This window comes from Marivita sp. NO-S04 (genome assembly GCF_059070475.1).
Window position 1 is genome coordinate 70,674 of the sequence record NZ_JBKAEE010000003.1, and the last position, 21,382, is coordinate 92,055.

Annotated in this window: 23 protein-coding genes and 1 pseudogene; 4 read left to right on the top strand and 20 right to left on the bottom strand. The window is 61.2% G+C overall.

Annotation, left to right across the window (positions count from 1 at the left end; all coding sequences use genetic code 11):
- Window positions 1–29: 29 nt before the first annotated feature.
- From ACK3EW_RS23555 to ACK3EW_RS23615, 13 genes are all read right to left on the bottom strand, one after another.
- Window positions 30–239, bottom strand: a complete 210-nt coding sequence (locus ACK3EW_RS23555) for a DUF6330 family protein (RefSeq protein ID WP_394379390.1) — start codon at window positions 237–239, stop codon at window positions 30–32.
- A 23-nt stretch (window positions 240–262) separates the two neighbouring features.
- Entirely contained in the window at window positions 263–1,201 is a 939-nt protein-coding gene (locus ACK3EW_RS23560; RefSeq protein WP_394379388.1) for an ArdC family protein, read from the bottom strand.
- Window positions 1,202–1,241: 40 nt separating this feature from the next.
- Window positions 1,242–1,712, bottom strand: a complete 471-nt coding sequence (locus ACK3EW_RS23565) for a hypothetical protein (protein ID WP_493809894.1) — start codon at window positions 1,710–1,712, stop codon at window positions 1,242–1,244.
- A 274-nt stretch (window positions 1,713–1,986) separates the two neighbouring features.
- Entirely contained in the window at window positions 1,987–2,775 is a 789-nt protein-coding gene (locus ACK3EW_RS23570) for a nucleoside phosphorylase (RefSeq protein WP_493809895.1), read from the bottom strand.
- Window positions 2,762–3,133 (bottom strand): MerC domain-containing protein, encoded by a 372-nt coding sequence (locus ACK3EW_RS23575; protein ID WP_317939101.1) that lies wholly within the window; start codon window positions 3,131–3,133, stop codon window positions 2,762–2,764. The genes ACK3EW_RS23570 and ACK3EW_RS23575 overlap by 14 nt, the downstream gene beginning before the upstream one ends.
- Window positions 3,130–3,906 carry a class I SAM-dependent methyltransferase gene (locus ACK3EW_RS23580; protein ID WP_317939102.1) on the bottom strand — a complete coding sequence of 259 codons (777 nt, stop codon included), beginning with the start codon at window positions 3,904–3,906 and terminating at the stop codon, window positions 3,130–3,132. Before ACK3EW_RS23580 ends, ACK3EW_RS23575 begins: the two co-directional genes overlap by 4 nt.
- A gap of 44 nt (window positions 3,907–3,950) precedes the next feature.
- On the bottom strand, window positions 3,951–5,069 hold the full coding sequence (locus ACK3EW_RS23585) for a cysteine desulfurase family protein (protein WP_317939103.1): 1,119 nt from the start codon (window positions 5,067–5,069) through the stop codon (window positions 3,951–3,953).
- 32 nt (window positions 5,070–5,101) lie between these two features.
- A complete protein-coding gene (locus ACK3EW_RS23590) occupies window positions 5,102–5,527 on the bottom strand; it encodes a rhodanese-like domain-containing protein (protein ID WP_317939104.1) in 426 nt (141 codons plus the stop codon).
- 31 nt (window positions 5,528–5,558) lie between these two features.
- Entirely contained in the window at window positions 5,559–5,855 is a 297-nt protein-coding gene (locus ACK3EW_RS23595) for a rhodanese-like domain-containing protein (RefSeq protein WP_317939105.1), read from the bottom strand.
- Window positions 5,855–6,208 (bottom strand): DsrE/DsrF/TusD sulfur relay family protein, encoded by a 354-nt coding sequence (locus ACK3EW_RS23600; protein WP_394379382.1) that lies wholly within the window; start codon window positions 6,206–6,208, stop codon window positions 5,855–5,857. The genes ACK3EW_RS23595 and ACK3EW_RS23600 overlap by 1 nt, the downstream gene beginning before the upstream one ends.
- A 9-nt stretch (window positions 6,209–6,217) precedes the next feature.
- On the bottom strand, window positions 6,218–6,937 hold the full coding sequence (locus ACK3EW_RS23605; protein ID WP_317939107.1) for a DUF1499 domain-containing protein: 720 nt from the start codon (window positions 6,935–6,937) through the stop codon (window positions 6,218–6,220).
- Window positions 6,930–8,240, bottom strand: a complete 1,311-nt coding sequence (locus ACK3EW_RS23610; RefSeq protein WP_317939108.1) for an MFS transporter — start codon at window positions 8,238–8,240, stop codon at window positions 6,930–6,932. The genes ACK3EW_RS23605 and ACK3EW_RS23610 overlap by 8 nt, the downstream gene beginning before the upstream one ends.
- Window positions 8,237–9,091 carry a sterol desaturase family protein gene (locus ACK3EW_RS23615; protein ID WP_493809896.1) on the bottom strand — a complete coding sequence of 285 codons (855 nt, stop codon included), beginning with the start codon at window positions 9,089–9,091 and terminating at the stop codon, window positions 8,237–8,239. The genes ACK3EW_RS23610 and ACK3EW_RS23615 overlap by 4 nt, the downstream gene beginning before the upstream one ends.
- A gap of 84 nt (window positions 9,092–9,175) precedes the next feature.
- Here ACK3EW_RS23615 and ACK3EW_RS23620 point away from each other — a divergent pair, with 84 nt between their 5' ends.
- Window positions 9,176–9,841 (top strand): ArsR/SmtB family transcription factor, encoded by a 666-nt coding sequence (locus tag ACK3EW_RS23620; protein ID WP_317939110.1) that lies wholly within the window; start codon window positions 9,176–9,178, stop codon window positions 9,839–9,841.
- A 280-nt stretch (window positions 9,842–10,121) separates the two neighbouring features.
- On the opposite strand, the pseudogene ACK3EW_RS23625 reads toward ACK3EW_RS23620, so the two are convergent.
- The 5 genes and pseudogenes from ACK3EW_RS23625 to ACK3EW_RS23645 form a co-directional block, all read right to left on the bottom strand.
- Window positions 10,122–11,132: pseudogene (locus ACK3EW_RS23625) on the bottom strand (ParB/RepB/Spo0J family partition protein); the annotation flags it as partial.
- 175 nt (window positions 11,133–11,307) lie between these two features.
- Window positions 11,308–12,357, bottom strand: a complete 1,050-nt coding sequence (locus tag ACK3EW_RS23630; protein ID WP_493809897.1) for a helix-turn-helix domain-containing protein — start codon at window positions 12,355–12,357, stop codon at window positions 11,308–11,310.
- A 155-nt stretch (window positions 12,358–12,512) separates the two neighbouring features.
- Window positions 12,513–13,583, bottom strand: a complete 1,071-nt coding sequence (repB, locus tag ACK3EW_RS23635) for a plasmid partitioning protein RepB (protein ID WP_317939112.1) — start codon at window positions 13,581–13,583, stop codon at window positions 12,513–12,515.
- Window positions 13,583–14,770 carry a plasmid partitioning protein RepA gene (gene repA / locus ACK3EW_RS23640; protein ID WP_037239335.1) on the bottom strand — a complete coding sequence of 396 codons (1,188 nt, stop codon included), beginning with the start codon at window positions 14,768–14,770 and terminating at the stop codon, window positions 13,583–13,585. The genes repB and repA overlap by 1 nt, the downstream gene beginning before the upstream one ends.
- 240 nt (window positions 14,771–15,010) lie before the next feature.
- Entirely contained in the window at window positions 15,011–15,934 is a 924-nt protein-coding gene (locus ACK3EW_RS23645) for a recombinase family protein (protein WP_317939113.1), read from the bottom strand.
- Between the two features lie 226 nt (window positions 15,935–16,160).
- On the opposite strand from ACK3EW_RS23645, the gene ACK3EW_RS23650 reads away from it, so the two are divergent.
- Window positions 16,161–17,240, top strand: coding sequence for a hypothetical protein (locus tag ACK3EW_RS23650; protein WP_092465192.1), 1,080 nt, complete (start codon window positions 16,161–16,163; stop codon window positions 17,238–17,240).
- A gap of 280 nt (window positions 17,241–17,520) precedes the next feature.
- Here the strand turns inward: ACK3EW_RS23650 and ACK3EW_RS23655 are convergent, their stop codons facing one another.
- Window positions 17,521–17,715 carry a hypothetical protein gene (locus ACK3EW_RS23655; RefSeq protein WP_123618725.1) on the bottom strand — a complete coding sequence of 65 codons (195 nt, stop codon included), beginning with the start codon at window positions 17,713–17,715 and terminating at the stop codon, window positions 17,521–17,523.
- Between the two features lie 103 nt (window positions 17,716–17,818).
- On the opposite strand from ACK3EW_RS23655, the gene ACK3EW_RS23660 reads away from it, so the two are divergent.
- Window positions 17,819–18,481: a L,D-transpeptidase gene (locus ACK3EW_RS23660; protein ID WP_092465193.1), complete on the top strand. Its 663-nt coding sequence runs from the start codon at window positions 17,819–17,821 to the stop codon at window positions 18,479–18,481.
- A gap of 48 nt (window positions 18,482–18,529) precedes the next feature.
- Here ACK3EW_RS23660 and ACK3EW_RS23665 read toward each other — a convergent pair whose 3' ends face one another.
- Complete coding sequence (locus tag ACK3EW_RS23665) at window positions 18,530–18,814, bottom strand: hypothetical protein (protein WP_092465194.1); 285 nt, start codon at window positions 18,812–18,814, stop codon at window positions 18,530–18,532.
- 182 nt (window positions 18,815–18,996) lie between these two features.
- On the opposite strand from ACK3EW_RS23665, the gene ACK3EW_RS23670 reads away from it, so the two are divergent.
- Window positions 18,997–21,351 (top strand): heavy metal translocating P-type ATPase, encoded by a 2,355-nt coding sequence (locus ACK3EW_RS23670; RefSeq protein ID WP_092465195.1) that lies wholly within the window; start codon window positions 18,997–18,999, stop codon window positions 21,349–21,351.
- The last annotated feature ends 31 nt before the right edge of the window (window positions 21,352–21,382 follow it).

Here is a 21,382-nt window from a genome sequence, read left to right on the forward strand (position 1 = left end):
TTGGCGGATGAATCGAGGCCGAAGGCGCCCTACCCGAACAGCCCTTTGGGTCTGTAATTCGGGTTGGGGATGGTCTCGACCCAGCCACCGTTTTCCTTGATGGTCTCGAGCGCGGCCGAGAGTGGATAGGCACCCTCGGACGGGCTCCACCAATAGGCACCGCGCTTGAAGACGATGATCTTGCGGCGGCCGTCGTTGAAGCAGGTCACCCGCAGCGTCTTGGGTTCCTTACGTGACATGCGAGTCTCCGTTCTCTGTGTGGTCAGGCGGCCTCGGCGCTGCGCCCTGCCCTGCCCGTCTCCGATCTGGCGATCAGATAGTCGCAGGCGCGCTGCGCATCTGCGGCGTGCTTGAAGATCGCACCCTTGTCCGACCGAAGAACGCGCAACCAGTTGTGGAGATAGGCGGCATTCATCTCGAGCGTATGCGCCGTGAAGCCGAGCGTCTGACCCAGGAACACCGAGGTCAATTCCGCGACGATCTCCTCGCGCGCATAGGACGTGTTGCCAAATTTCGAGAATCCGAAATCGCGGTTCAGTCGATGGGGAGCTTTCGTGGCATGGGCCAGCTCATGGGCCCAGACCCCGTAGAAATTGCGCGGGTCCTGGAACCGCGTGATGGATGGCATGTAAACCTTGTCCACGGGTAGCAAATAGTACGCCTCCGTGCCCGTGAAGACGGTTGTGATGTCGATGGCATCGAAAAACGCCTGCATGTGCGGAATGGGCTCGGAAGAAGGATGCTGGGGCGCTGGCTTTGGGTCGGGGAAGAAGCTGTCGGGCAAGCCCTCGATCTGGCAGGCATTGAACACGCGGTAGGATTTCTGGAAGCGGAAGATGTGGGCTTCCTCGGAGTGATCATCCCCGTCGCTGCGGTCATCCTCATCGCCGGCGTCCCTCCGGCTTTGGCCGTAATAAACGACGACAGAGGACTTCTCGCCCTTGCGGACCTTTGCGTCCAACGCATTGGCTTGCGGCAGCGTCATCCAGAAGGGCGAGCTGTGGCCCGCCATCACGGTCCGCATCGTCAGCAGGAAGTTGTTCACCCCCTGGTAGGGTTCACCGCCCACGCGCAGGGGGCGAGAGCTGCCACCTGCGGTCCAGGGCTTGCGCCACGGCAGGACGCCGCGCTCGATGATGCGGATGATTTCGTTTGTGATGACCTCGGAGGCATCGAATTTGGGCGTGCGGGATCGGGCCATGTCTGGCCTCCTTTCGAGTTTTGGTGAGAGTAAGTGGTGATCAGGCTGACTGATGGGACCGCGGATCGTTGAGGATCCTCGTGCCGAGTCCTTCGACCATGTCGATGTAGTCGGTCAGCGAGACGGACTTGCCAGGGCCCGAGGGTTCAGGGTCGTCCGATCCGTCCCGCATCACCCGCGGCAAGTTCGCGAAGGCGATGACATCGGTGACGGGTCGGATATCGATGAACGGGGTCCCTCGTGCGACCGCAAGAGTGGCCAAGGGAAAACGCTCGATCGGCGCGAGGGTGGACACGATGGTCCAACCAAGATGGATGAACGTGCCGCCCTCTCCGCAGATCACATGTGCGTTTGGCAATAACGCCGCCTGCTTCAGATAGCCGAGGTCACGCAGGACAGTCTCGCGCTCGAGCCGTTGTGCCTGCCCCGTCTGTCCGGTTCGGCGTAGTTCCTTGTGTCGCCACCACAAGGCAGCGGTCGCGCGCAACACGCGCAAGACACCTGTTTGCATGGGAATGTCCTTCGTCAGGAACGGCAGACCGGAACCCGGCCCGGACCCATCTGAGGGACCCCAAAGGCCCTCATCCGTCAGTCACAAAACCCGAAGGACACTTTCACTTTCACCGGGTCCGGAACCGGTCCTTGGCAAAACCATTGAGTCCTCACCACAGGACTCAATGCCGACACGTCTACCGAAGCCCTTGATCTGGAGCAGCAGAGCCAGTTTGTGTCGCGCTCTGTCAGATTGGGAGTGCCATGGTCAGTTCCAATAGTGAGTCTGTGTGTCAACCGAGGCGGTCGACAATCCGCGATACCACAGCGAAGGCATCAGCGGTCCCATTTGCCTCGCCCTTTTCGAAGTCTCCCTCGATCGTTCCCATCTGGTTCGTCACATGGGCGAGGCAGATGACGGCCCGATCTCGCGCTTGTGCGAAGGCGTAAAGCCCTGCCGCCTCCATTTCGACAGCCAGAATGCCACGGGCCCGTGCCGCCGCGATAGCAGCTTCGGTCTCCCGGAATGGGGCATCGGTGGTCCAGGTTGAACCCGTCAGCACGCGGGGCTCGCCCTCGAACGCGCCATTCAGCCGGGAGAGAAGCCGCTCGGGCGCGTCGCTCCAGTCCGAGGGCGGGACGTAGTGATAGCTCGTGCCCTCATCCCGCAGCGCCCGGTCGATCAGAATGAAATAAGGCGGCGCGCCCTGTGGCGTGATCTGTCCCGAGGAGGTGACGCTGATGAGAAGTTCGCAGCCGGAGGCGAACATCTCTTCGGCGACGAGCACGGCAAAGGAAGCGCCGACAGCGCAGCCGACCACGCCAATCTCGTGGCCATCGAGGTCCAAGATCCACATGTCAGTGTGGTAGCAGACCCATCCTTGGTGCCGCTCCGCCCGGCCCTCTGCACGCAGTTGACGCACGATGTCGCCATCGGGATCGAGCAGGCAGACTTTCGGAACCGCAACAGCCTCTGCACCCTTCTGGCGGCGCGCCTCGCGGAGCAGGCTTTCGGGCGTGAAGGCCGATGGGGCGTCGTGATGTTTGTCGGCAAGGATGGGCGGCTTCTCAGGCAACGTCACTTCCTCGCCCCCGACCAATGCGCCAATCGACGAACGTTCCTGCGCAAAGGAAGGCAAATCCCGCGAGTTCGACAATACGCTCGTAAGAGATCACCATGGTAAAGGCGATCAGTAAAAAGCCGATGCCGGCCAAAACGATTGGGGAATTCTGGCGATGCCGTCGCCAGCGAAACACCAACGCCACAAGCGCTAGGGCGGCAAAAAGGACGATGGCTCCCGCCCAGATAACTTCATTCAAAGCAATCGTCACACCAAGCGCGCCCAGGACGGCAATTGCCGCAAGCGTTCCATAACAGGCGATGAGCGAGAATGCTGTTGCCATTGCGGCAAGCCAGTCGTTTGTGGTTTTCCGGGTCACGTCTTTCCCTCGTTCACGTCTAACGCTTTGCTGCTTCGGCTTTGTTCACTTGCGCGATCAAAGCTACTTTGAAGGTCTACTTGTTGTTCTACTGGACTTGTAGCTGTGAGAACGAGAAACGCACCGCCGGTTGTTGTGACGGTGCCGATCATGTGATCGACCCGCGCCATGAGGTGGGCAGCAATCCCGTGTGGCGGGTAGAAGACGGCACCGGTTACGGCAGCATCACAAAGCCCCGCTTGATCTGCCAGTTCAATCAGATCGCGCCTGCTCCGAAAATGCGCTGCATTCCAGAGCTTCGAGCCGAGCCAGCCCTTCACGCGTCGCTCCGCCGCCCAAAGGTTCCAGCGCCCGAGTTCACCGAGTATCAGCCGGCCGCCAGGTTTCAGGACGCGGACCATCTCCCGGATCGTCGGGCGCGGATCGTCGACAAAGCAGAGCGTGGCGACCGACACAACGCAATCGAAGTGTCCTGCCGGGAATGGAAGGCCGACAGCGTCCCCTTCGAACAGATCGACCTCGACGCCGGCGGCTTTCGCCCGGCGGCGCGCGGCGGCGATCATCTCTGCCGAGGCTTCGAGGCCTGTGACCCGTGCGCCGCCCTGTGCGAGCCGGGTGGCCAGCATACCGTCGCCGCAGCCGACATCGAGGATGCGCAGGCCGCGGGTCGGGCCGATCCGGTCAAGCAGCAGACGCTCCTCGAGCGCGTCCGTGATCCGGCCGAGCGTGCTGCGGCGCCATTCGGCATAAGCGTCGGGGAGACCCTCGAGCACGGGGTCAGCCGCGCACCCGTCCGGGAAGGGCCGCCTCGTTTCCGTCAACTCAGCACCCGGCGAAGGCGCGTCACCACATGGTCGATCTCGTCCGCGGTCGTGGTGCGGCCGAGGCTGAACCGGATCGCACCCATGCCGACCTGCGGCGCAACACCCATCGCATCCAGCACTGGAGACAGCTGGACCCGTCCCGAGTGGCAGGCGGAGCCGGTCGAGGCCGCAACCTCCGGTATGGCCGCAAGTATCTCCGCACCGACGCGGTCGACGAAGGCAACGTTGAGCGTGTTGGGCAGGCGGCGCTCGGGATGGCCGTTGAGAACGACGTGATCGCCGAACGCATCCTTGAGCGTGGCCCAGAAGCGATCCCGCAGGACCTGGACCCGCTCCATTGGCCCCAGGCCCGAAGCAAGACTGGCGGCCACGCCGAGCGCGGCTGTGAGCATCGCGCTCTCGGTGCCCGCGCGCCGACCGCTCTCATGCCCGGCGCCGTGGATGAACGGCTCCAGTTGCAGGCCGTCGCGGATGAAGAGCGCGCCGACGCCCTTCGGTGCGTGGAACTTGTGCCCGGCCATCGTCAACAGATCGACGCCAAGGTCGTCCACCCTGGTCGGGATCTTGCCAACCGACTGCGCGGCATCGGTGTGGAAGCGAACGCCGTGCTCGCGCGCGATCGCAGCGCATTCCGCGATGGGCTGGATCGTCCCCGTCTCGTTGTTGGCATGCATGATGGTGACGAGCACAGTGTCGTCGGTCATCGCGCGCCGCAGATCGTCGGGGTCGACGAGCCCCGTGCCATCAACTGGCAACCAGGTCACCTGCGCCCCGAAGTGCTCGAGGAATCGAAGCGGCGCTACGATGGCCGGATGCTCGGCGCTCGACGTGATGAAATGCGGTTGGTCCTTGCCGCTGGCAAAGAACACACCCTTCAGCGCGTGGTTGTTCGCCTCGCTGCCACCGCTTGTGAACACGATCTCTTGCGGCGCGCAGCCCACAAGCGCCGCGACCTGCGATCTGGCCTCCTCCACCATCAGGCGGGCAGGAACCCCGGCCCAGTGGCCGCTGGAAGGATTGCCATGCCCCGTTTCCAGGGCATAGCGCATGATATCGGCGACCTCGGGGGCAACCGGGGTGCTGGCGTTGAAATCCAGATAGATGTCTCGCAAGACCCACTCTCCCGTTAATACTTGGCCCGTGCTCAGGGCTTGTAGGCCGCGTCCTGTTGCCAGCCTGTAAATCCGCTCTGCATGACGACGACGTTGGTCCGCCCGGCCACGCGCAGCGCGAAGGCCGCTTGGGCCGACAGGCTGCCGGTGTTGCAGAAGAGGATGGTCATACGGTCCTCGGGGATCTCGTCGATCCGGTCGAGAACCTCACGCCACTCTATATTGACGGAACCGGGGATCGTGCCCTCCTCGAACTGGCCCGCATCTCGGGTGTCTACAAAAAGCGCGGTCTCGAAGACAGTCTGGTCGAGTTGCTGAGGCAGGATGATGCCGGACTCATATTCCGAGAACATCAGGTATTCCTGCATGGCCTCAACTGCGGCGTCCTGCGCCAGAGTAGGCGCTGTTTGGACGCCAAGTGCAACTGTCGTCGCCAACAGTAGGTGTTTCAGGTTCATCCGGTATTCCTCCGTTCCGGTTTCTTGGTGTTCAGGTGTTCTGCGCAAGCCAGCCGTTCGTGCCGCCTTCGAGCCATAGGGTGTATGGGTGGCCGAGCCTGTTCAGGATGTCCGCGCCTTCGGCGGACCGCCCGCCGCCTTTGCCGCAAATGGTCACGGGTGTTTTGCCGGTAGGGATTTCACCCACCCGAGCCTCGAGTTCGGCCAGCGGGATATGCACCGCGCCCGTCACATGGGCCGTGGCGTAGTCTTCGGCGTCGCGCACATCGATCAGGTGGAAGCGATCCGGATCGTCCGCGAGGGCGGCGAGTGTCAGCATCTGAGCCATCAGAACACCAGGACCTTGTCGGCGGCGAGAGTCGCCTGGGCGAGTTCATCCATGGTCGATCGGCTTGCCCCCTCCATCATGTCGCCCTCGGCGAGGCCGCGCGCATCCATGCAGGTGCCGCACATCAGGACACGCCCCTTCGCGGACAGGACCCGGCGAAGCATGCGCTCGAGGTTGTAGTAGCCATCGGGCGTCTTCTGCCCCGCCTTGGCGCAGAGCACCGCGTCGGCCATCAGGAATACGGTGATGTCTGCTTCAGGGTCGTTCTTGACCAGCGCGTGAGCCATGCGCAGCCCGTTGAAGCTGCGCTCGGTGCCATAGGGTGGGTCGTTCAGCAGGATCAGGTGTTTCATGGTCGGTCCTCAGGTCCGGGCGCGCGTTTCGAGATCGGACAGGAAGGCTTCGATGCGCCTGGCATTGGCGCCACGGTCGATCTGGCCGAGGCGCGAGCGCGAACGCATGTCGATGCGGGCGCCGGCATCGGTTTCGGTGACGCGGATCGCTACCTCGTCCTCGAAGCCGAACAGGCGGCTTGTCGCGATGGCCTCAATCTGACCCTCCGCGGGATCGGCCGACAGCACCTCCCAGCCGCGCTCCTCCACGAGGGCGAGCGCGGCCGCGAAAGCCTTGTCGAAAGCGAGCGACAGCTCCAGCGGGCGCACATCGGGATATGCGGCGCGCTGCGGCCCGGCGTTCTGCGCGGGGTAGTCGCTCGGCGTGGCCGTGAACCAGAACACGGGCGGGTCTTCGGTGTCGGTCGAGATGTCGTTGATCGGCGGCGTGATACGGGCGGCGATCTCGAAGGCGGCGCCAAGGCCCGCGACGGGCAGCGACAGGATCAGCCCCAGCAAGACCGCGCCAGATCCACCCCTCCTGCGGCGGAGCCAGACCACCAGCCCGGCCAGCGCGGCTATGACGCCGGCACCCGCCGTCCAGGCGCCCCAGCCGGCAAGGTCATAGGCCTGCGGCCAGGGCCAGCCGCCCGCCCGGAAGCCCCAGACAGAAACTGCAAGAAGCGCGATCGAGGCGACGCCCAACAAGATCGAAAGGAAGCCCAGAGGGCGGGCAAGCGTGTCAGGCATCTGCAAGCTTCCTTGGGCTGGCGGGGTTCAATCGCGGATGAGTTTCATCGCCGAGCCAGAAGAGCACGGCACCGGAGACGAACATGGAAATTGCGACGAACCAGAAGGCGGCTTCCGCAGCGCCGGTCAGGCTGGCCGCCAGCCCGAGGCCGAGCGCGCCGATGGCATAGCCGAGGTCACGCCAGAAGCGGTAGATGCCGATGGCAGAGCCGCGCCAGGCGGGCGGCGTGATATCGGCCACCGCCGCGGAGAGGTTCGGGTAAAGGAGCGCCATGCCGAAGCCCGCCACCCCGGCCGACACCGACCACCAGAGCGCGCCTGTGCCCATGACCACCATCGCCACGCCCGCGCCGCAGATCCACATGCCCAGAACGTCGGGCCAGAACCGGCCGACATGGTCCGACAGCCGCCCGGTGACAAGCTGCGAGCCGCCCCAGACGAAGCCGTAAGTGCCGACGATCCAGCCGACCTCGGTCAGGGTCGCGCCCTGCCCCACAAGGAAGACCGGGAACAGTGCCCAGACCAGCGCATCGACGAATTTCTCGACCAGCCCCGCCTGTGAGATCGCGAAGAGCCGTCGGTCACGCCAGCTCATCAGGGCGAAAACCTCGCCCGTGCTGGGGTGCTCGGACACGCCCTGCGGATAACGCGGCGGGTTTTTCGGGGGTGCGGCCTTGTGCGCGGCCGTCTCAGCCTTGGCCCACGGGAGCGTGTCCTTGACCCAGACCACGGTCAGCAACAGAGCCAAGAGGACCACGGCCATGCCGAAGACCAGAAGCCCCGTCCGCGCGCCCAGCCATTCGGCGGCATAGGCGGTCAAGATGCCCGCGATCGCCACGCCGACATAGCCCGAGAACTCGTTGAGCCCCATCGTGAGCCCGCGTTCCTCAGCCTTGGTGATGTCGAGCTTGGCCGTCTGCGTCATCGACCAGCAGAGGCCCTGATTGACGCCGAGAAGCACGGTCGCGGCGACGATCCAGTTCCAGTCCGGCGCGTACCAGATCATCACCGGGATCGGCAGAGCCACGACCCAACCCCAGAACAGCACCCGCTTGCGCCCGATGCGTTCGGACCAGCGCCCGGCGACGAAGTTCATCACCGCCTTCACCGCACCGAAGGCCACGACGAAGGACGCCAGCAGCAGGAACGAGCCGCGCTCGAGCCCGAACTCGCTCTCGGCCAGCGCGGGGACCACCGTGCGCGTCATGCCGATGGCGAAACCCACCAGCATCACCTGGATCAGTTGGTGGGCGACCTGCACCCGGTTCTCGCGGATGCCGCGCGTGAAGTCGCTGGAGGTCATTCGGCGGGCTCCTTTTTCGTGTTCTGTGGATCGAGCGCATGACCACTTGCCGGACCACGGACCGGCTGAACCAGCATCCGGTCAAGCCAGAGATCGCGGCGTGTGCGGAACTGCTCGATGCCGATCTCCATCCCCTCGTGGCCCTTCGCGGGCTGGGCGATGTAGGTGCCAAGCAGCCGGTCCCACCACGGCAGGTTGAAACCGTAGTTCGAATTGGTCTCGCGTGGATCGATGGAATGGTGGACGCGGTGCATGTCCGGCGTGACGACGAACAGGCGCAGCACCCGGTCCACCGGGCGCGGCAGATCGATGTTGGCGTGGTTGAAGAGCGCGGTGGCGTTCAGGATCACCTCGAACAGCAGCACCGCGATGGCGGGGGGGCCGAGGGCGGCAACCGCCGCAAGTTTGATCCCCATGGAGATGAGGATCTCCACGGGATGGAAGCGCAGGCCTGTCGTGGCGTCAAAATCAAGATCAGCGTGGTGCATCCGGTGCAACCGCCACAAGCCGGGAGTCGCGTGGAACATCACGTGCTGGAGATAGATCGCCAGATCGAGTAGCAGCATCGAGACGAGGATGGCCACCCACACGGGCGCGTCAATATTGTTGAACAGCCCCCAGCCGCGATCCTCGGCCATGACGGCCAGCCCGACAGCGACAATCGGAAAGGTCAGCCGCAGGATTACAGTGTCGAGCACCACGAGGCCCAAGTTGTTCGTCCAGCGGATGACGCGCGGGATCTCTCGCCTGCGGCGCGGCGCCGCCACTTCCCAAAGCGCCATCGCCGCCAGCACGCCTAGAAAGATGCTGAGGCGGATGGCAGGTTCTGCGGACAGGATGGATTCAGACATGGTCTCGACCCCTGGGGTTGCGGAAAGCGCCGAAATCGCTATCATTCAATTTATCACTTGAACGTTTAGGACTTGGAGTTCCCAATGTCAACCAGCCCGAAGACAGCCCTACTCGAGGAATATGCGCTTGTCGCCCGCGCGCTCTCTGCACCGGCGCGTCTGATGTTGCTGGAACAATTGGCGCAAGGAGAACGAGGAGTGGAGGCGCTGGCGGAAAAGACAGGCCTCACCGTCGCCAACTGCTCGCAACACCTGCAACAGTTGCGCCGGGCCGCACTCGTCACCAGCCGCCGTGACGGCAAGGCAGTGATCTACCGGCTGACCGACGTGAAGACCCTCGCGCTGATGGACCTTCTGCGCATCGTTGCCGAGCGTAACCTCGCGCAGGTCGAGCGTATCCTGCGAGGGCTTTCAAGCGGCGAGGATGCACCCGAACCGGTCAGCCGGGAAGACCTCGCAGCACGGATCGCCGAGGGTTCTGTGACCGTGCTCGATGTCCGCCCCGCAGATGAATACGCTGCGGGTCACATTCCGGGCGCGCTCAATGCGACGCTGACGGAGATCGAGCGGATTGTCCCAACGCTCGATCCAGCCGCCGAAATCGTGGCTTATTGCAGGGGCCCCTATTGCATCTATGCCCATCAGGCTGTGGCCGCCCTGCGCAAACACGGTTTCAATGCGCGCCGCCTTGACGGCGGTTTGCCGGAATGGCGAGAGGATGGCCTGCCAGTGCTGGTAGGCACGCAATAGTCCGATGACCGTCTAGTTCATCGACACCAAGCCACAAAGGCGTCAATAGGCGCGGCTGCGCCATGCCAGGGCCTCGAGAAGTGAGGCTTCGGCCTCATCCGCCCTGCCCTTCGACACGGCTCTCACCGTCCTGTGCCACGAGATCGTTATGGCGCAGGACCTCGGCAGTCCCCTTCGGTCGACCACCCGACATGAGGATAGTTCAGACATGAGCGGCACTGGCATGGCCATCGGCGAGACTACGATCAGCCCCCTGCCCCGCAAGAGCAGAATCAGTACCATCCTGCCCCACGTATTCCTCCTCAAGCGCCCGGTATTCGGCGAGCAGCTTGGCATGAGCTGCACCTTCGTCATCCGTCATCGGTGCCGGATCACCCGACAGAGACCGCAGCCCGTGGCTGTAGCCGTAGGGCAGGTCGAGTGCGACCTCGATCCACTTCCAGCCCTCAACCGCAACCGTCTCAGCCTCGGCCTGGAGTTTGTCCGCCACCAGCCGATCGAGCAGGGCAGGGTCTTCGAGTCAACCGCCGTCATCGCCTTGGAACAGGTCATGCAGCATCGTGCCGCCCGCCGCTTCGTAGGCCTGAACACTCACAAAGACTGCACGCCGGTCGGACGCCCTGACCGAGGTCTCGGTCAGCATGCGCCGGATCTGGAATGGCTCCTTGTTCCAGGATGAATGAATCACATCCCAGACCAGAACCTGACGCGCGTGATCGGGGTTCACGGTGAAAACCATGAGCTGCTCCAGCGTCATGCCATCCTCGGCATAGATCTCAAGCAGGGCAGGGGCGACGGCTGCGAGTTTGAGGCGCTGCTTCACGACCTGCGGCGTCAAGAAGAAGGCGGCAGCAATCTCTGCGTCGGTCTGTCCCTTGTCTCGCAGGGACACAAACGCGCGGAACCGATCGAGCGGGTGCAGGGCGACGCGCTGCATGTTTTCTGCAAGGGAATCGTCCTCGGCTAGGATGTCGGATGCAGCATCGCGGACGATGCAGGGAATGGGCGTGGTCTTTGCCAAACGCTTTTGCTTCACCAGCCGGGATAATGCTTGAAACCGGCGGCCACCAGCCGGGATTTCGAACTTGCCGGTCTCGGTGCCATCGTCAGCCAACACGGGCCGCACGCTCAGGCTCTGCAAAAGACCGCGGCGAGCGATGTCTTCGGCCAGTTCCTCGAGGGACACGCCAGCTTTGATGCGCCGCACGTTGGACTGGCTCAGCACCAGCTTGTCGAAAGGGATATCCCGCGAAGGGGACAGGGTGATTTTCTGGACAGCTGTGGTCCTCAGATATTCCCCACGACGGGCGTCGGAAGCCACTCTCCCGATCTCACTTCCCGTCACCCTCAAACCAACACTTCTTTTCCTCTCGATGACCTTATGGTTGGAACTATCCGGGAAAATTCGCCGGAGCATCAAAGACTACCCTCAATCACAAGCTGGTTGAGTGACCGTGATAAGACCATCACATCCCTTGCCTCATCATTGCGTCTAGGTACGCGTTGGTGTTCCTCACCTGTCCTGTGCTGGCTCTCAAAATTAATTCGTCGAGTGCAATAAGGAGCTGCCCTGGACCTCTTTCTCTAAGGTGTCTCATGATCCTGCCTTGTTCTATTCTCAGCAAATTCCCGACATCAGCCAACATGTTCATAACGGATTGATGATCTCTTGGTTCATTTGGGAAGAAGTCCGATACGTTTTTCAGGTCCGTCCAAGCCATAGTTGTTGGATCTCGGCCGTCTTTAAATCCAGAGCTGCTGAGAGCACCTGTAGTATCCTTTTTTATATTCAATCTTGTGGGTTCTACGTGCCGGACATTTTGTCCGTCGTTGCCGGACAATTGGTCGGGCATCGTTTCCTGAGCTTCACGGTTTCCGGCCGGAAACTCTCTGATGGTCGCTCCGGCCAACTCTGCCAACTTCTTGATAAGTTCTATGATTTCGTCGGCTTTGAGTGTTGCACGGCGTAGGATGTTGCGCACGTTTTGGAGAAATGTGAATGTCTCATCATCGTTTGCTTGGCGCAAAGCTTCGACACGAAGAGACAGCGCCTCCGCCCTGAGTGACCGTAGCTCTTCCTGATCGCCGACAAGCTGTTTTGCGTGTTCTGTGAGCTCACTTTCCCGATCGAACATTGGCTGTAGATCGAAGCCAAAGGCATCTCTGATCAATCCACCGTAGCGAAGAGGGAACCGTTTGCGGGTTGCGCTATCCCTGCGTTGGATCAAATTGGCGTCCACGAGGCGTCCGATACACCGTCGGATCGTTCTCTCGTTCAGACCGTTCGTTCTCTCAGACAACGATGCGTTTGAGGGGAAGACGGTAGTCATTGAAGCTGTTTCTCCGGCCTTCTTCGGCATGAAGCTGATTAAGGCCTGCAGTGTCACAAGGTCATTTGGTGTCAAACCGAGTTCTTTGCGAAGCGTTCGGATCGGCTCGATGACTCTGTACGGGTTCGTACAGGGTACAGGAGATCGTTCCGCCAAGGCGGGTGTGTGAGAAAATACCTGTCTCATGATGATGTCGGCTGAAAAAGCTTCCCCGTTCACCGCGAACGGTGTTGAAAACGATTCGGCTTCGGGGTATCAATCAGGTGTCTAAGCTAATCGAGGCCCTTCGGAAGCACTGCTTTCGGGGGGTCTTTCCTTTTCTGGCCTGTCCTCCTTTCTGCTCAGTTTTCGTTATCTTCTATGTCAGGACCATCAAGATCCTGATCCCTGCCGGAGACTGGGTTACCTATGGGTTCCATTTTCTCTGGGGTAATGATCTGCCCCGGACTAGCGGCCTTCGCGTTCGCCAACGCGAGAAGAGCGGCCTCTGGATTCTCAGAGATCCACGTATGAAGCCCGTCATCTCCGTTCTTGACGGTGATGATCACGTTTCTCTTGGTGACCTTCACCATCCCGAGTCTTGTCTGGATTGCCGATGGGGCAGTGGGCTTGTGCTGTTTCAGGAGACCTTCAAAGACCGCAAAGCGTTCGTCGGAGGTCTTGCCTGAACCTCTGGATTTCATGAGAGTATCATGGAATTCTCGGTTTCCGGCCGGAAACCCTTCATCTCCAGAGAAGCCAAGGCTCTCATAAGACTTTGCGGCAGCATACCAACGATCCCGTCCAACCCCGGGTGCCGCCCCGATCTTTTGGATGAGTTCAGTCGGAATACAGGAAGTGACTTGTTTCATGCGAGCAAGTCCCGTGAGCTTGTCACCGGCTTTCCTGGCTTTCTGATCGATGTTGAGGGCGTCACAGACCAGCCCCTCGTCCTTGCCGGACTCTATGAGAGAACGTGCAAACAGGGCTTTCTCGATCCAGCTGAGGTCTTTTCGGAAGCTGTTCTCTTGGCCTTGTGCAAGAATCGCTTGATCCTCATCCAAGCCTCTGATGAGAGCCTTTGCGGGCTTGCCGATAAGTCGAAGGGCCGCTAATCGCCTGCGCCCATAGATGATCCTGTATCGCCCCCCTTCGGGGCTCAGAAGTATTGGGATAAGCTGTCCCTGCTTGTCGATGCTTTCAGCCAGTTCCCTGATGTCATCTTCGTCATCCACGGCCAGACGATCCTGGAACTCGGAATCATCAATAAGGTCGGTACTGATTTCTTGAATTGAAGATTGTGCCGCATCCTGAAGAGAACGGGCCATTCCCGAAAGGGCAGGGGCTCGTGACTGGGTTCGAGTCGGAGAAATCGACGAGTTCTCCTGCTTTTCTTCATCCTCGGGAATGTCGAATGTGACTTTGCGTGCCATTACTTACGCCCCCATGCCGTTTTGATGAGCCCTTCGACCTCCGCCACAACCCCGTTGATGGACTCGATAGCCCGATCGTACGTCTGGCGATGGAAATCCGTTCTGGCGATCTCGAACAGTGTCTGTTGCGTGAGCCCAGCGTCAGAGACTGCGGAGGATTTCAGGAAAGGCTGTGTAAGAACGTCATCCGTGAACATGGTCCGCAGGAATGCCGCCATCTGGGTTTGGGGGCCGTCATTGGGCTCGAAACGAGTGATTAGAAACCTCATGAAGTCCCAGTCGGGCGATGCGCCTACATCAGCAATCGTTGCCATGAGGCTGGATGTGAGCTGCAGGAATTGGGCCATCGAGGCGACGTCAAGCATGCTTGGAATGACAGTGACGACTAGGGATGTCGACGCTACCAAAGCTGATAATGTGGTAAACCCGAGTTGGGGTGGGCAGTCGATGACGACAATGTCGTAGTCTGTCTCGACTTCATTAATGCAAAGGGCAAGCCGCTGATAGAACGGCGGCCTGATATTGTTTCGAAGGGCGTGTGCGGTTTCGGTCTCGAACTCAGAGAGCAGCAATCCGGCCGCAGCTAGATCGAGGTTGTGGAAATACGTTTTGCGCACAACGTCTCTAAAGGGGATAGGGTCCTCGTACCGTAGGGCATCGTACACCGTTCCGGCTTCAGGGAAGTCGATTTCCGGCCGGAAACCGAACATTGTGGTCATTGAGGCTTGCGGGTCGAGATCGATTGCCAGAACTCGATAACCGTCAAGGGCGAGCTTTTGGGCCAAATGGATCGCCGTTGTCGTCTTTCCCGCGCCCCCTTTGAAGTTGGCGATCGAAATGATCTGTATATGCTCCCCTTCCCGACGACGAGGAACAATATGCTGGAACTTCGTGCTTGACCGGGCAATTTCGTGGCGCGCTATGTCGATCTGCTCTGCAGTGTAGAACCTGCGGCCGCGGGCATCCGTCTCGATGTCACCGAGATCGAGCTTGTCCTCGAAGAACATCTTCCGCAGAAAATCCTGGCTTACCCCGAGGATCTGAGCAACCTCCGTGGATGAGAACCGTCTGAGAGCCTTTCGTTCATCAGGTAGAAACGATTTGCGCATATTCACATCAAGCGATTTGCTTAGACGTGTCGCCATCGTTTGGATCTTTTGATCCATTCTGATCCGCTGCTCGTTCATGCCCGTCCCGCCGCCCGTCTTCCGGGTCTATCTTGAGAAGGAACGCAAAACCGCCGGAAACTGATGGTTAGCGTTCTTCCGCAAAAATGTCAGGAAAGCGTTTGACAGGCAAGGATTTTTTCAAATGGTGGGCCGGTACCCGATGAAATCATTTATTTACAATGGCTTATCTTATTTCGCGGATCCAACGCGTCAAGAGCTTGTGTCGCTGCCATCTATTAAACGCAAGATGTACCCGATTCACATAGGCGGTTTTGCTTCCAAAGAACGAATCTGAGTCTCTTCAATCATTCCCAGATTCTCGGCTCGCTCCAACAGCATCTTGACCGATGAGGGCTGCCATCTCGTTCGGCCACGAGGCGTGCGTTCGCGCATAGATTCCAGCCGTTCACAGATCGCTTGAAGCGTGATGTCGGGGTCCGCGCCCTTGATGCCGGCGACGATGGCGGGCAGACGATCGTCGGTTTCGCGGCGCCCGGCGCGGGCCAGCACCTCGGCAGGCAGGAAGCCGTCGCGGACATAAGCCTTCACAGCGCGCAAGAGACGGCTTTGGGTCCAGCGACGCGCCTCGGGCAAGGGGCCGTTGATGATGCGCACCACGTCTTCCCATGCCAAGTCGGGGCGCAACCGGCGCACATGGGGCACCCAGTCTTGTGCCGTCTCGTTCAGGCGCTCCATGTAGCCGTCCTGTCTTGCCAGCCGTACCTTACGAAGAGCGGCAGGGTCTTTGGCACGCAGCCCAGGGTTCCCGCCCACGCGGCCCTTTGTGCGCGCGCTGGCGAGGCCGGCCTTGGTGCGTTCCCGGATCAGGGCGCGCTCGAACTCGGCCGCAGCGCCCAAGACCTGCAGCGTGAACTTGCCTTGCGGGGATCCGGTATCGATCGGGTCCTGAATGGAACGAAAGAACGCACCCTTGGCCTCCAGCCGCTCGATCACCTCCAGCAGATGCGACAGGGATCGCGCAAGGCGGTCGATCCGCACGACCACCAGCGTGTCGCCCTTGCCGATGCGCTCCAACACCCGCGCCAGCACCGGCCGCGCACGATTGCCGCCCGAGGCCTGTTCTTCGTGGATCTCGGCGCAGCCCGCGGATTTCAGGGCCTGCGACTGGGGCAGGGGGGTCTGATCCTCGGTGGATACGCGGGCATAACCGATCAAGGGCATCAAAACAGTCTTTTTGCAGTTTCGTATATCATTACTAAACGACCGTTTGTAAACGAATGCAACCGCTCTCTCTGTGGTGCTGCTCATCAAAAACCCCTTGGATTCCATACGCTGAGCGTGATCAGAGAGATCTCGCAGACCACCGCGCGCACGTGCTATATAAGGTGTGTGGGCGCACCCTGACAAAACACTTGGGTAAAATGCAAAAGTGCCGTATTTTGCACATATGAAGCCTCAAGTATCTACACATTATGATAGTTTTGACGATCCTCTAGTGGATTCGGAGGGGCTTGAAGAGACGTCTGAGGACGACCTGTGGTTCCTGCCCGGTCCGATGGAAGTGGAGCCGGATTATCTGCTGCCCGGACCGAGAGCAGAGCTGCGTGAAACCGCAGTCCTCGACGATTGGCGGAAGGCAGAGGCGGTTAATGCCGCGCGTCTCGCCCGTGTGGCTGGTCGGATCGGCGCGTTGGATGACCGGCTGCGCCGTGGCCCGAAAGGCTGGCGGCACAGGCTCGCGCTGATGGAGGCGGCAGACCTCAGCTGGTTTGTGGGTGACCGTATTGGCCCGGATCGGCTGGCGCTCTGGATATCCATGCGCCTGTCCGGCGTGCAGGACAACACTGCAGCGCTCGCGCGTGTCGGATGGGCAGTGCGGCGTCTAACAGGCGGTCCCGGCCCAGAGGTGGACCTGTCCGCCTTCCTCGATCGCCGTGACCCCGAAAACATAGCAGGTGAAGCCGAAACCTTTGCGGATCGCGCGGGCGGTTGGCTTGACCTGATGGCGCAAGCCGTCGACCTGCACCCGATCACACGCGCCTGCATGGGGCTTCACCTCTGGAGCCTTGCGGGCCTCGGGCAACAGGGCGACCGGATGGAAGCGGCGGTTACCGCCGCACGCATTGCCGCCAGCGAAGGCCCGAATTCGAATGGAGGGGCTATCTTTGCGCCTCTGGCTATGCGCGGGGCAGGGGGGCTGCGCGCCAGTGGCCCACCAGCTGAGCGCTTGGAGCGTTGGCTCGAGGGAATGGAAACAGCATGCCTGACCGCGATGCGGCACCTCGACGATATCCAGGCATGGTCAGCGCGGGCGGAAACCATGATGGCCCCGCTCTCTGGCAAGACACCACCAGCATTGCGCGCCGTGCTGGCCGAATGGCCCCTCGTCTCCGCCCCAATGGCCGAGACCCTGACCGGTGCCAGCCGCGCCGCCGTCCAGCGCAACCTCGTCTGGATGGAAGCGCGGGGTTTGATCTGCGAAGTGACCGGGCAGGGCCGGTTCCGGATGTGGCGCACCACGACCTAAGAGATGAGCGTCATCGCTCGGTATCCTGACGGGTGCGTGCCAGTCGGCCAAAGTTCCGGTAGGAGGAGGCAAAGCCCGCCGGAACCTTGGCAATCAAGGTGCTCGAATTTGGAGATACTCCTCGCCAGTGCGCAAGGCCGCTGTGGCCGGCGCTTCCGTGCGGTTGTGCCTTCACCATCTATGATGACTGGTGAAGGCGGCGAGCAAGACGCCCGGTATTTTGGACACTGCGCGGCCCTGTTTGTCGTTGCTGCTTTGCCTGCCCCCGTCACCGTGCAAGTCAAAGTTCACCACACTGCCGTTCGCTGCTCAGGCGAAGCGGGCGATATGGCCTTCCTCCATAGCCAGCTTCGACAGGATCTGACTCTGCAGCAACCGTGGTCTCGGGAACAGGCCGGGTCAGGCTGGGCGGCGCGCCGATCTTTTCGTAGTAGCGGATGGTAAATTGCGGATCACAAGGATCGTGTGTTTTCACGAAAATATGTCCTTGAACCTCTAGCCACTAGAAGTCCTATCTAATCAAAGTGAACAGATACCGTTCTTGCCATAGATTCTGGTGGGAACCGAAAGGGTACGACATGCTGACAAGACGACACTTCATTCAAACAACAACGGCGCTATTCTCCGCGTCTGTTTCCAGCCCCCTGTTGGCCGATACCTGGCCCACCGAGGCACAGAAGGCTGAATGGGACGCGCAAGTCACGCCGCCCGGATTCGATCCGGCCGCGTCAAACCCTTGGGGCCTACACCCGCGCTTTTTGCCCCAACGCGTGATTGCGAAACCCGGGCTCGTGCCAGGAGACATCCATGTCGATGCGGTCGCGCGGTATCTCTATCATATCGAGGAGAGCGGGACCGCAATGCGCTACGGTGTGGCCATTGCCCGGGGCAACCTATACGAGCCTGGGGTCTACACGATCAAACGCAAGGTGAGGTGGCCGCATTGGACACCGACCCAGAACATGATCGAGCGGGATCCGGAAAACGCACGATGGGCCGACGGGATGGAACCCGGCCCCGAAAACGCTTTGGGATCACGAGCCATCTATCTGTACGTCGGAGGCCGCGACACTTATCTTCGAATACACGGCACGCCCTATCCGAGAAGTATCGGCGGTCGAGCCAGTTCGGGTTGCGTGCGGATGGTCATGGCTCACATTAACGAACTTTATCCCAACGTTGAGATCGAATCGACGGCACATTTGTACTCAGCGGAGGACAGTGTCACCGCGCGAAGTTGAGTGTGGTGCGTAGGTCTGAGGCGCGTTGATGCAACGTCTGACGCGTCCTCAAGCTTCGCGTGCCACGCAGATCGGATTACCGTTCGCCGTGCGCAACGGCAGCAGCGTCGTTTCGACCGGCCCGCTGTGTTCGTACCAATAGCAGCCGTCTTCCGGCACGAGGCGCGCGGTTGCAACATCCTGATCCGGAGCAGCCATCGCAACCACGGCTTCGGGAACGTTGCCCGTCTGGTCTGCCGTGTCGTCCGGCCCTGTCGGCTGGATGGCGCATCCTGTCGTGAGCAAAAGCGCCACCGCAACCATCATTTTTTGCTTCAGCATCAAAACCTGCATCGAGTTTCCTTTCTTTTCTGTTTTTCTTCGTATCGGCTTTTTATGCCTCACGCCGTGATTGAGGCTGTCGTCGGACCGTCTAGCAAGAAAACAAACGGAAATACCACCGAACTTTTCTCTTGAAGCTCTAGCTACTGTAGGGGCTATGTCATGACAAAGCACCCGAATCCAGAGGTCCGTTCATGCCGTCCGACACCCACCGCCACGATCACGATCACGCCGAAGACGCCCAGGCAAGCGGCGGCAGTTGCTGTGGTAGCGCCGGAAAGTGCGGCGACATCGCACCGACGACTCCCGCGCCAACCGGCGGGCGCAGTTTTCAGGTGTCTGGCCTCGATTGCGCCGAGGAGGTCGCGATCTTGAATAAGGTAATCGGCCCGCAGATCGGCGGGGCCGAGCATCTCGCGTTCGATGTAATCAACGGGAGGATGACCATTCTCGACAGCGCAAAGAGTGTATCGGACGACGAAGTTGCGGAACTTGTCGCGAGCACCGGCATGACGGCGAAGCCGTGGAATGCCGAGAACGCGTCGGTCGACCAAGCGGCCCATCTTGCACGACAGCGGCTGTTTACGGCTCTCAGCGGCGGCTTCTGGGCGGCGGGTTTTCTCTGGCACATCGTCGAGACCGGTATGGGGGGGGCGCTCGGCCTCTTCGCGGGGCACGGCGAAGCGCCGATGCCGCTGGCCGAGGCAGGGCTTTTTGCAGTTGCTATCCTATTCGGCGTTTGGCTTGTGGCACCGAAGGCATGGTCGTCCGCACGTCGGCTGTCGCCCGACATGAACCTGCTGATGGTTGTCGCAGTCGCCGGAGCCATCGGGCTCGGTGAATTCTTCGAGGCAGCGACAGTGGCTTTTTTCTTTTCGCTGTCCCTCTTTCTCGAAAGCTGGAGCGTTGGGCGCGCGCGGAACGCTGTGTCGGCGCTCCTGGATCTTGCGCCACCTACGGCGCGCGTGATCCACGATGACGGAAGCGAGACCGACATGCCGGCGGTGCAAGTCGCCGTAGGCTCAAGCTTTATTGTACGCGGTGGCGACCGTATCCCGCTCGACGGCGAGGTGACGGGTGGCGCGGGCGCGGTCGACCAGGCGCCGATCACCGGCGAAAGTGCCTTGATACCCAAAGAGGCCGGAGACGAGGTCTATGCGGGCACGATCAACGGCGAAGGTACACTAACTGTGCGCGCCACGAAGGTCGCCTCGGATACCGTCTTGGCCAAGATCATCCGCATGGTCGGCGACGCCCATGCCCGCCGCGCGCCGGTGGAACAGTGGGTGGCAAAGTTCGCCCGCATCTACACGCCTATCGTCATGGCTCTCGCCGTCGCAATTGCGCTACTGCCGCCGCTTATCTTCGGCGGAGCCTGGGATTACTGGTTCTACAATGCCCTCGTGCTGCTGGTGATCGCTTGCCCATGCGCTCTGGTCATCTCGACCCCTGTCTCCATCGTCGCAGCGCTCACCGCTTCGGCGCGGGCGGGCGTCCTCATCAAGGGCGGTGCCTATGTAGAGGCGCCGGGCAGGACCACGGCGCTGGCCATGGACAAGACCGGCACAATCACCATGGGTCAGCCGGAAGTGGCGGCGGTGCACCCGCTGGGCGGGGCTTCAGCACAAGATCTGATGACCCTCGCCGCAGGGCTGGAGGCACGTTCGTCGCACCCTTTGGCGCGTGCCATTCTCGCGCGGGCGGAGGCCGACGGCGTCAAGGTGTCCGCCGCAGAGGATACCCGCACCATTCCCGGCAGGGGACTTGAAGGACGCACCGACGGACGGTCCATCTGGCTGGGGTCGGACCGGTTTGCCGAGGAGAAGGGTTTCGGCGACGCCATTCCGAAGGATCTGCGGGAGCGGATCGAAGGCGCCGGCAGCACCCTTGTCGCTGTCGGCGATGAATCCGGCGTGACGGGCATTCTTGAACTGCGCGATCGCATCCGCCCTGATGCCAAGGGCATCGTGGCGCAACTTCACGCGCAAGGCGTGAAAACCATCGTTATGCTGACCGGTGACAACGAGCGAACAGCGCGCGCCGTTGCCGCCGAGGTCGGTATCGACGAGGTGCGCGCTGAGCTTCTGCCCGAAGACAAGGTGACAGCCATCGAAGAACTGGTCAAAACTCATGACATGGTTGCCATGATCGGCGACGGGGTGAACGATGCACCCGCAATGGCGCGCGCGCATTATGCCATCGCGATGGGTGCGGTTGGTTCTGACGCGGCAATCGAGACGGCGGACATTGCCCTTATGACCGACGACCTCGGCAAGGTGCCTTGGCTGATCGGTCATTCGCGCCGGACAATGTCGATTATCCATCAGAACATCGGTATTTCCTTGGCGACCAAGGGAGTTTTCGTTGTCGCTACCGCGTTCGGAATGGCATCGATGTGGGGCGCTATTGCAGCCGACGTGGGTGTGTCATTGCTGGTGGTGGCGAACGCCCTGCGCCTGCTCAACAGCCAAGAGGCCAAGGCACCGCCGTCCGGTGGCGAGCAGGTTGGGCCACAGATCGCAAAGGCCGCGCTTGCCCACGGACATTGATCACGCGGCATTTGCAAGGTAACATTATTTC

Coding starts and splice junctions, on each gene's coding strand:
- ACK3EW_RS23610 (WP_317939108.1), bottom strand. CDS start 8,240: ATGACCTCCAGCGACTTCACGCGCGGCATCCGCGAGAACCGGGTGCAG.
- ACK3EW_RS23645 (WP_317939113.1), bottom strand. CDS start 15,934: ATGCCCTTGATCGGTTATGCCCGCGTATCCACCGAGGATCAGACCCCC.
- ACK3EW_RS23560 (WP_394379388.1), bottom strand. CDS start 1,201: ATGGCCCGATCCCGCACGCCCAAATTCGATGCCTCCGAGGTCATCACA.
- ACK3EW_RS23605 (WP_317939107.1), bottom strand. CDS start 6,937: ATGCCTGACACGCTTGCCCGCCCTCTGGGCTTCCTTTCGATCTTGTTG.
- ACK3EW_RS23595 (WP_317939105.1), bottom strand. CDS start 5,855: ATGGCTCAGATGCTGACACTCGCCGCCCTCGCGGACGATCCGGATCGC.
- repA (WP_037239335.1), bottom strand. CDS start 14,770: ATGAACGAGCAGCGGATCAGAATGGATCAAAAGATCCAAACGATGGCG.
- ACK3EW_RS23620 (WP_317939110.1), top strand. CDS start 9,176: ATGTCAACCAGCCCGAAGACAGCCCTACTCGAGGAATATGCGCTTGTC.
- ACK3EW_RS23565 (WP_493809894.1), bottom strand. CDS start 1,712: ATGCAAACAGGTGTCTTGCGCGTGTTGCGCGCGACCGCTGCCTTGTGG.
- ACK3EW_RS23630 (WP_493809897.1), bottom strand. CDS start 12,357: ATGAGACAGGTATTTTCTCACACACCCGCCTTGGCGGAACGATCTCCT.
- ACK3EW_RS23615 (WP_493809896.1), bottom strand. CDS start 9,091: ATGTCTGAATCCATCCTGTCCGCAGAACCTGCCATCCGCCTCAGCATC.
- ACK3EW_RS23670 (WP_092465195.1), top strand. CDS start 18,997: ATGCCGTCCGACACCCACCGCCACGATCACGATCACGCCGAAGACGCC.
- ACK3EW_RS23600 (WP_394379382.1), bottom strand. CDS start 6,208: ATGAAACACCTGATCCTGCTGAACGACCCACCCTATGGCACCGAGCGC.
- ACK3EW_RS23665 (WP_092465194.1), bottom strand. CDS start 18,814: ATGCAGGTTTTGATGCTGAAGCAAAAAATGATGGTTGCGGTGGCGCTT.
- ACK3EW_RS23660 (WP_092465193.1), top strand. CDS start 17,819: ATGCTGACAAGACGACACTTCATTCAAACAACAACGGCGCTATTCTCC.
- repB (WP_317939112.1), bottom strand. CDS start 13,583: ATGGCACGCAAAGTCACATTCGACATTCCCGAGGATGAAGAAAAGCAG.
- ACK3EW_RS23590 (WP_317939104.1), bottom strand. CDS start 5,527: ATGAACCTGAAACACCTACTGTTGGCGACGACAGTTGCACTTGGCGTC.
- ACK3EW_RS23650 (WP_092465192.1), top strand. CDS start 16,161: ATGAAGCCTCAAGTATCTACACATTATGATAGTTTTGACGATCCTCTA.
- ACK3EW_RS23555 (WP_394379390.1), bottom strand. CDS start 239: ATGTCACGTAAGGAACCCAAGACGCTGCGGGTGACCTGCTTCAACGAC.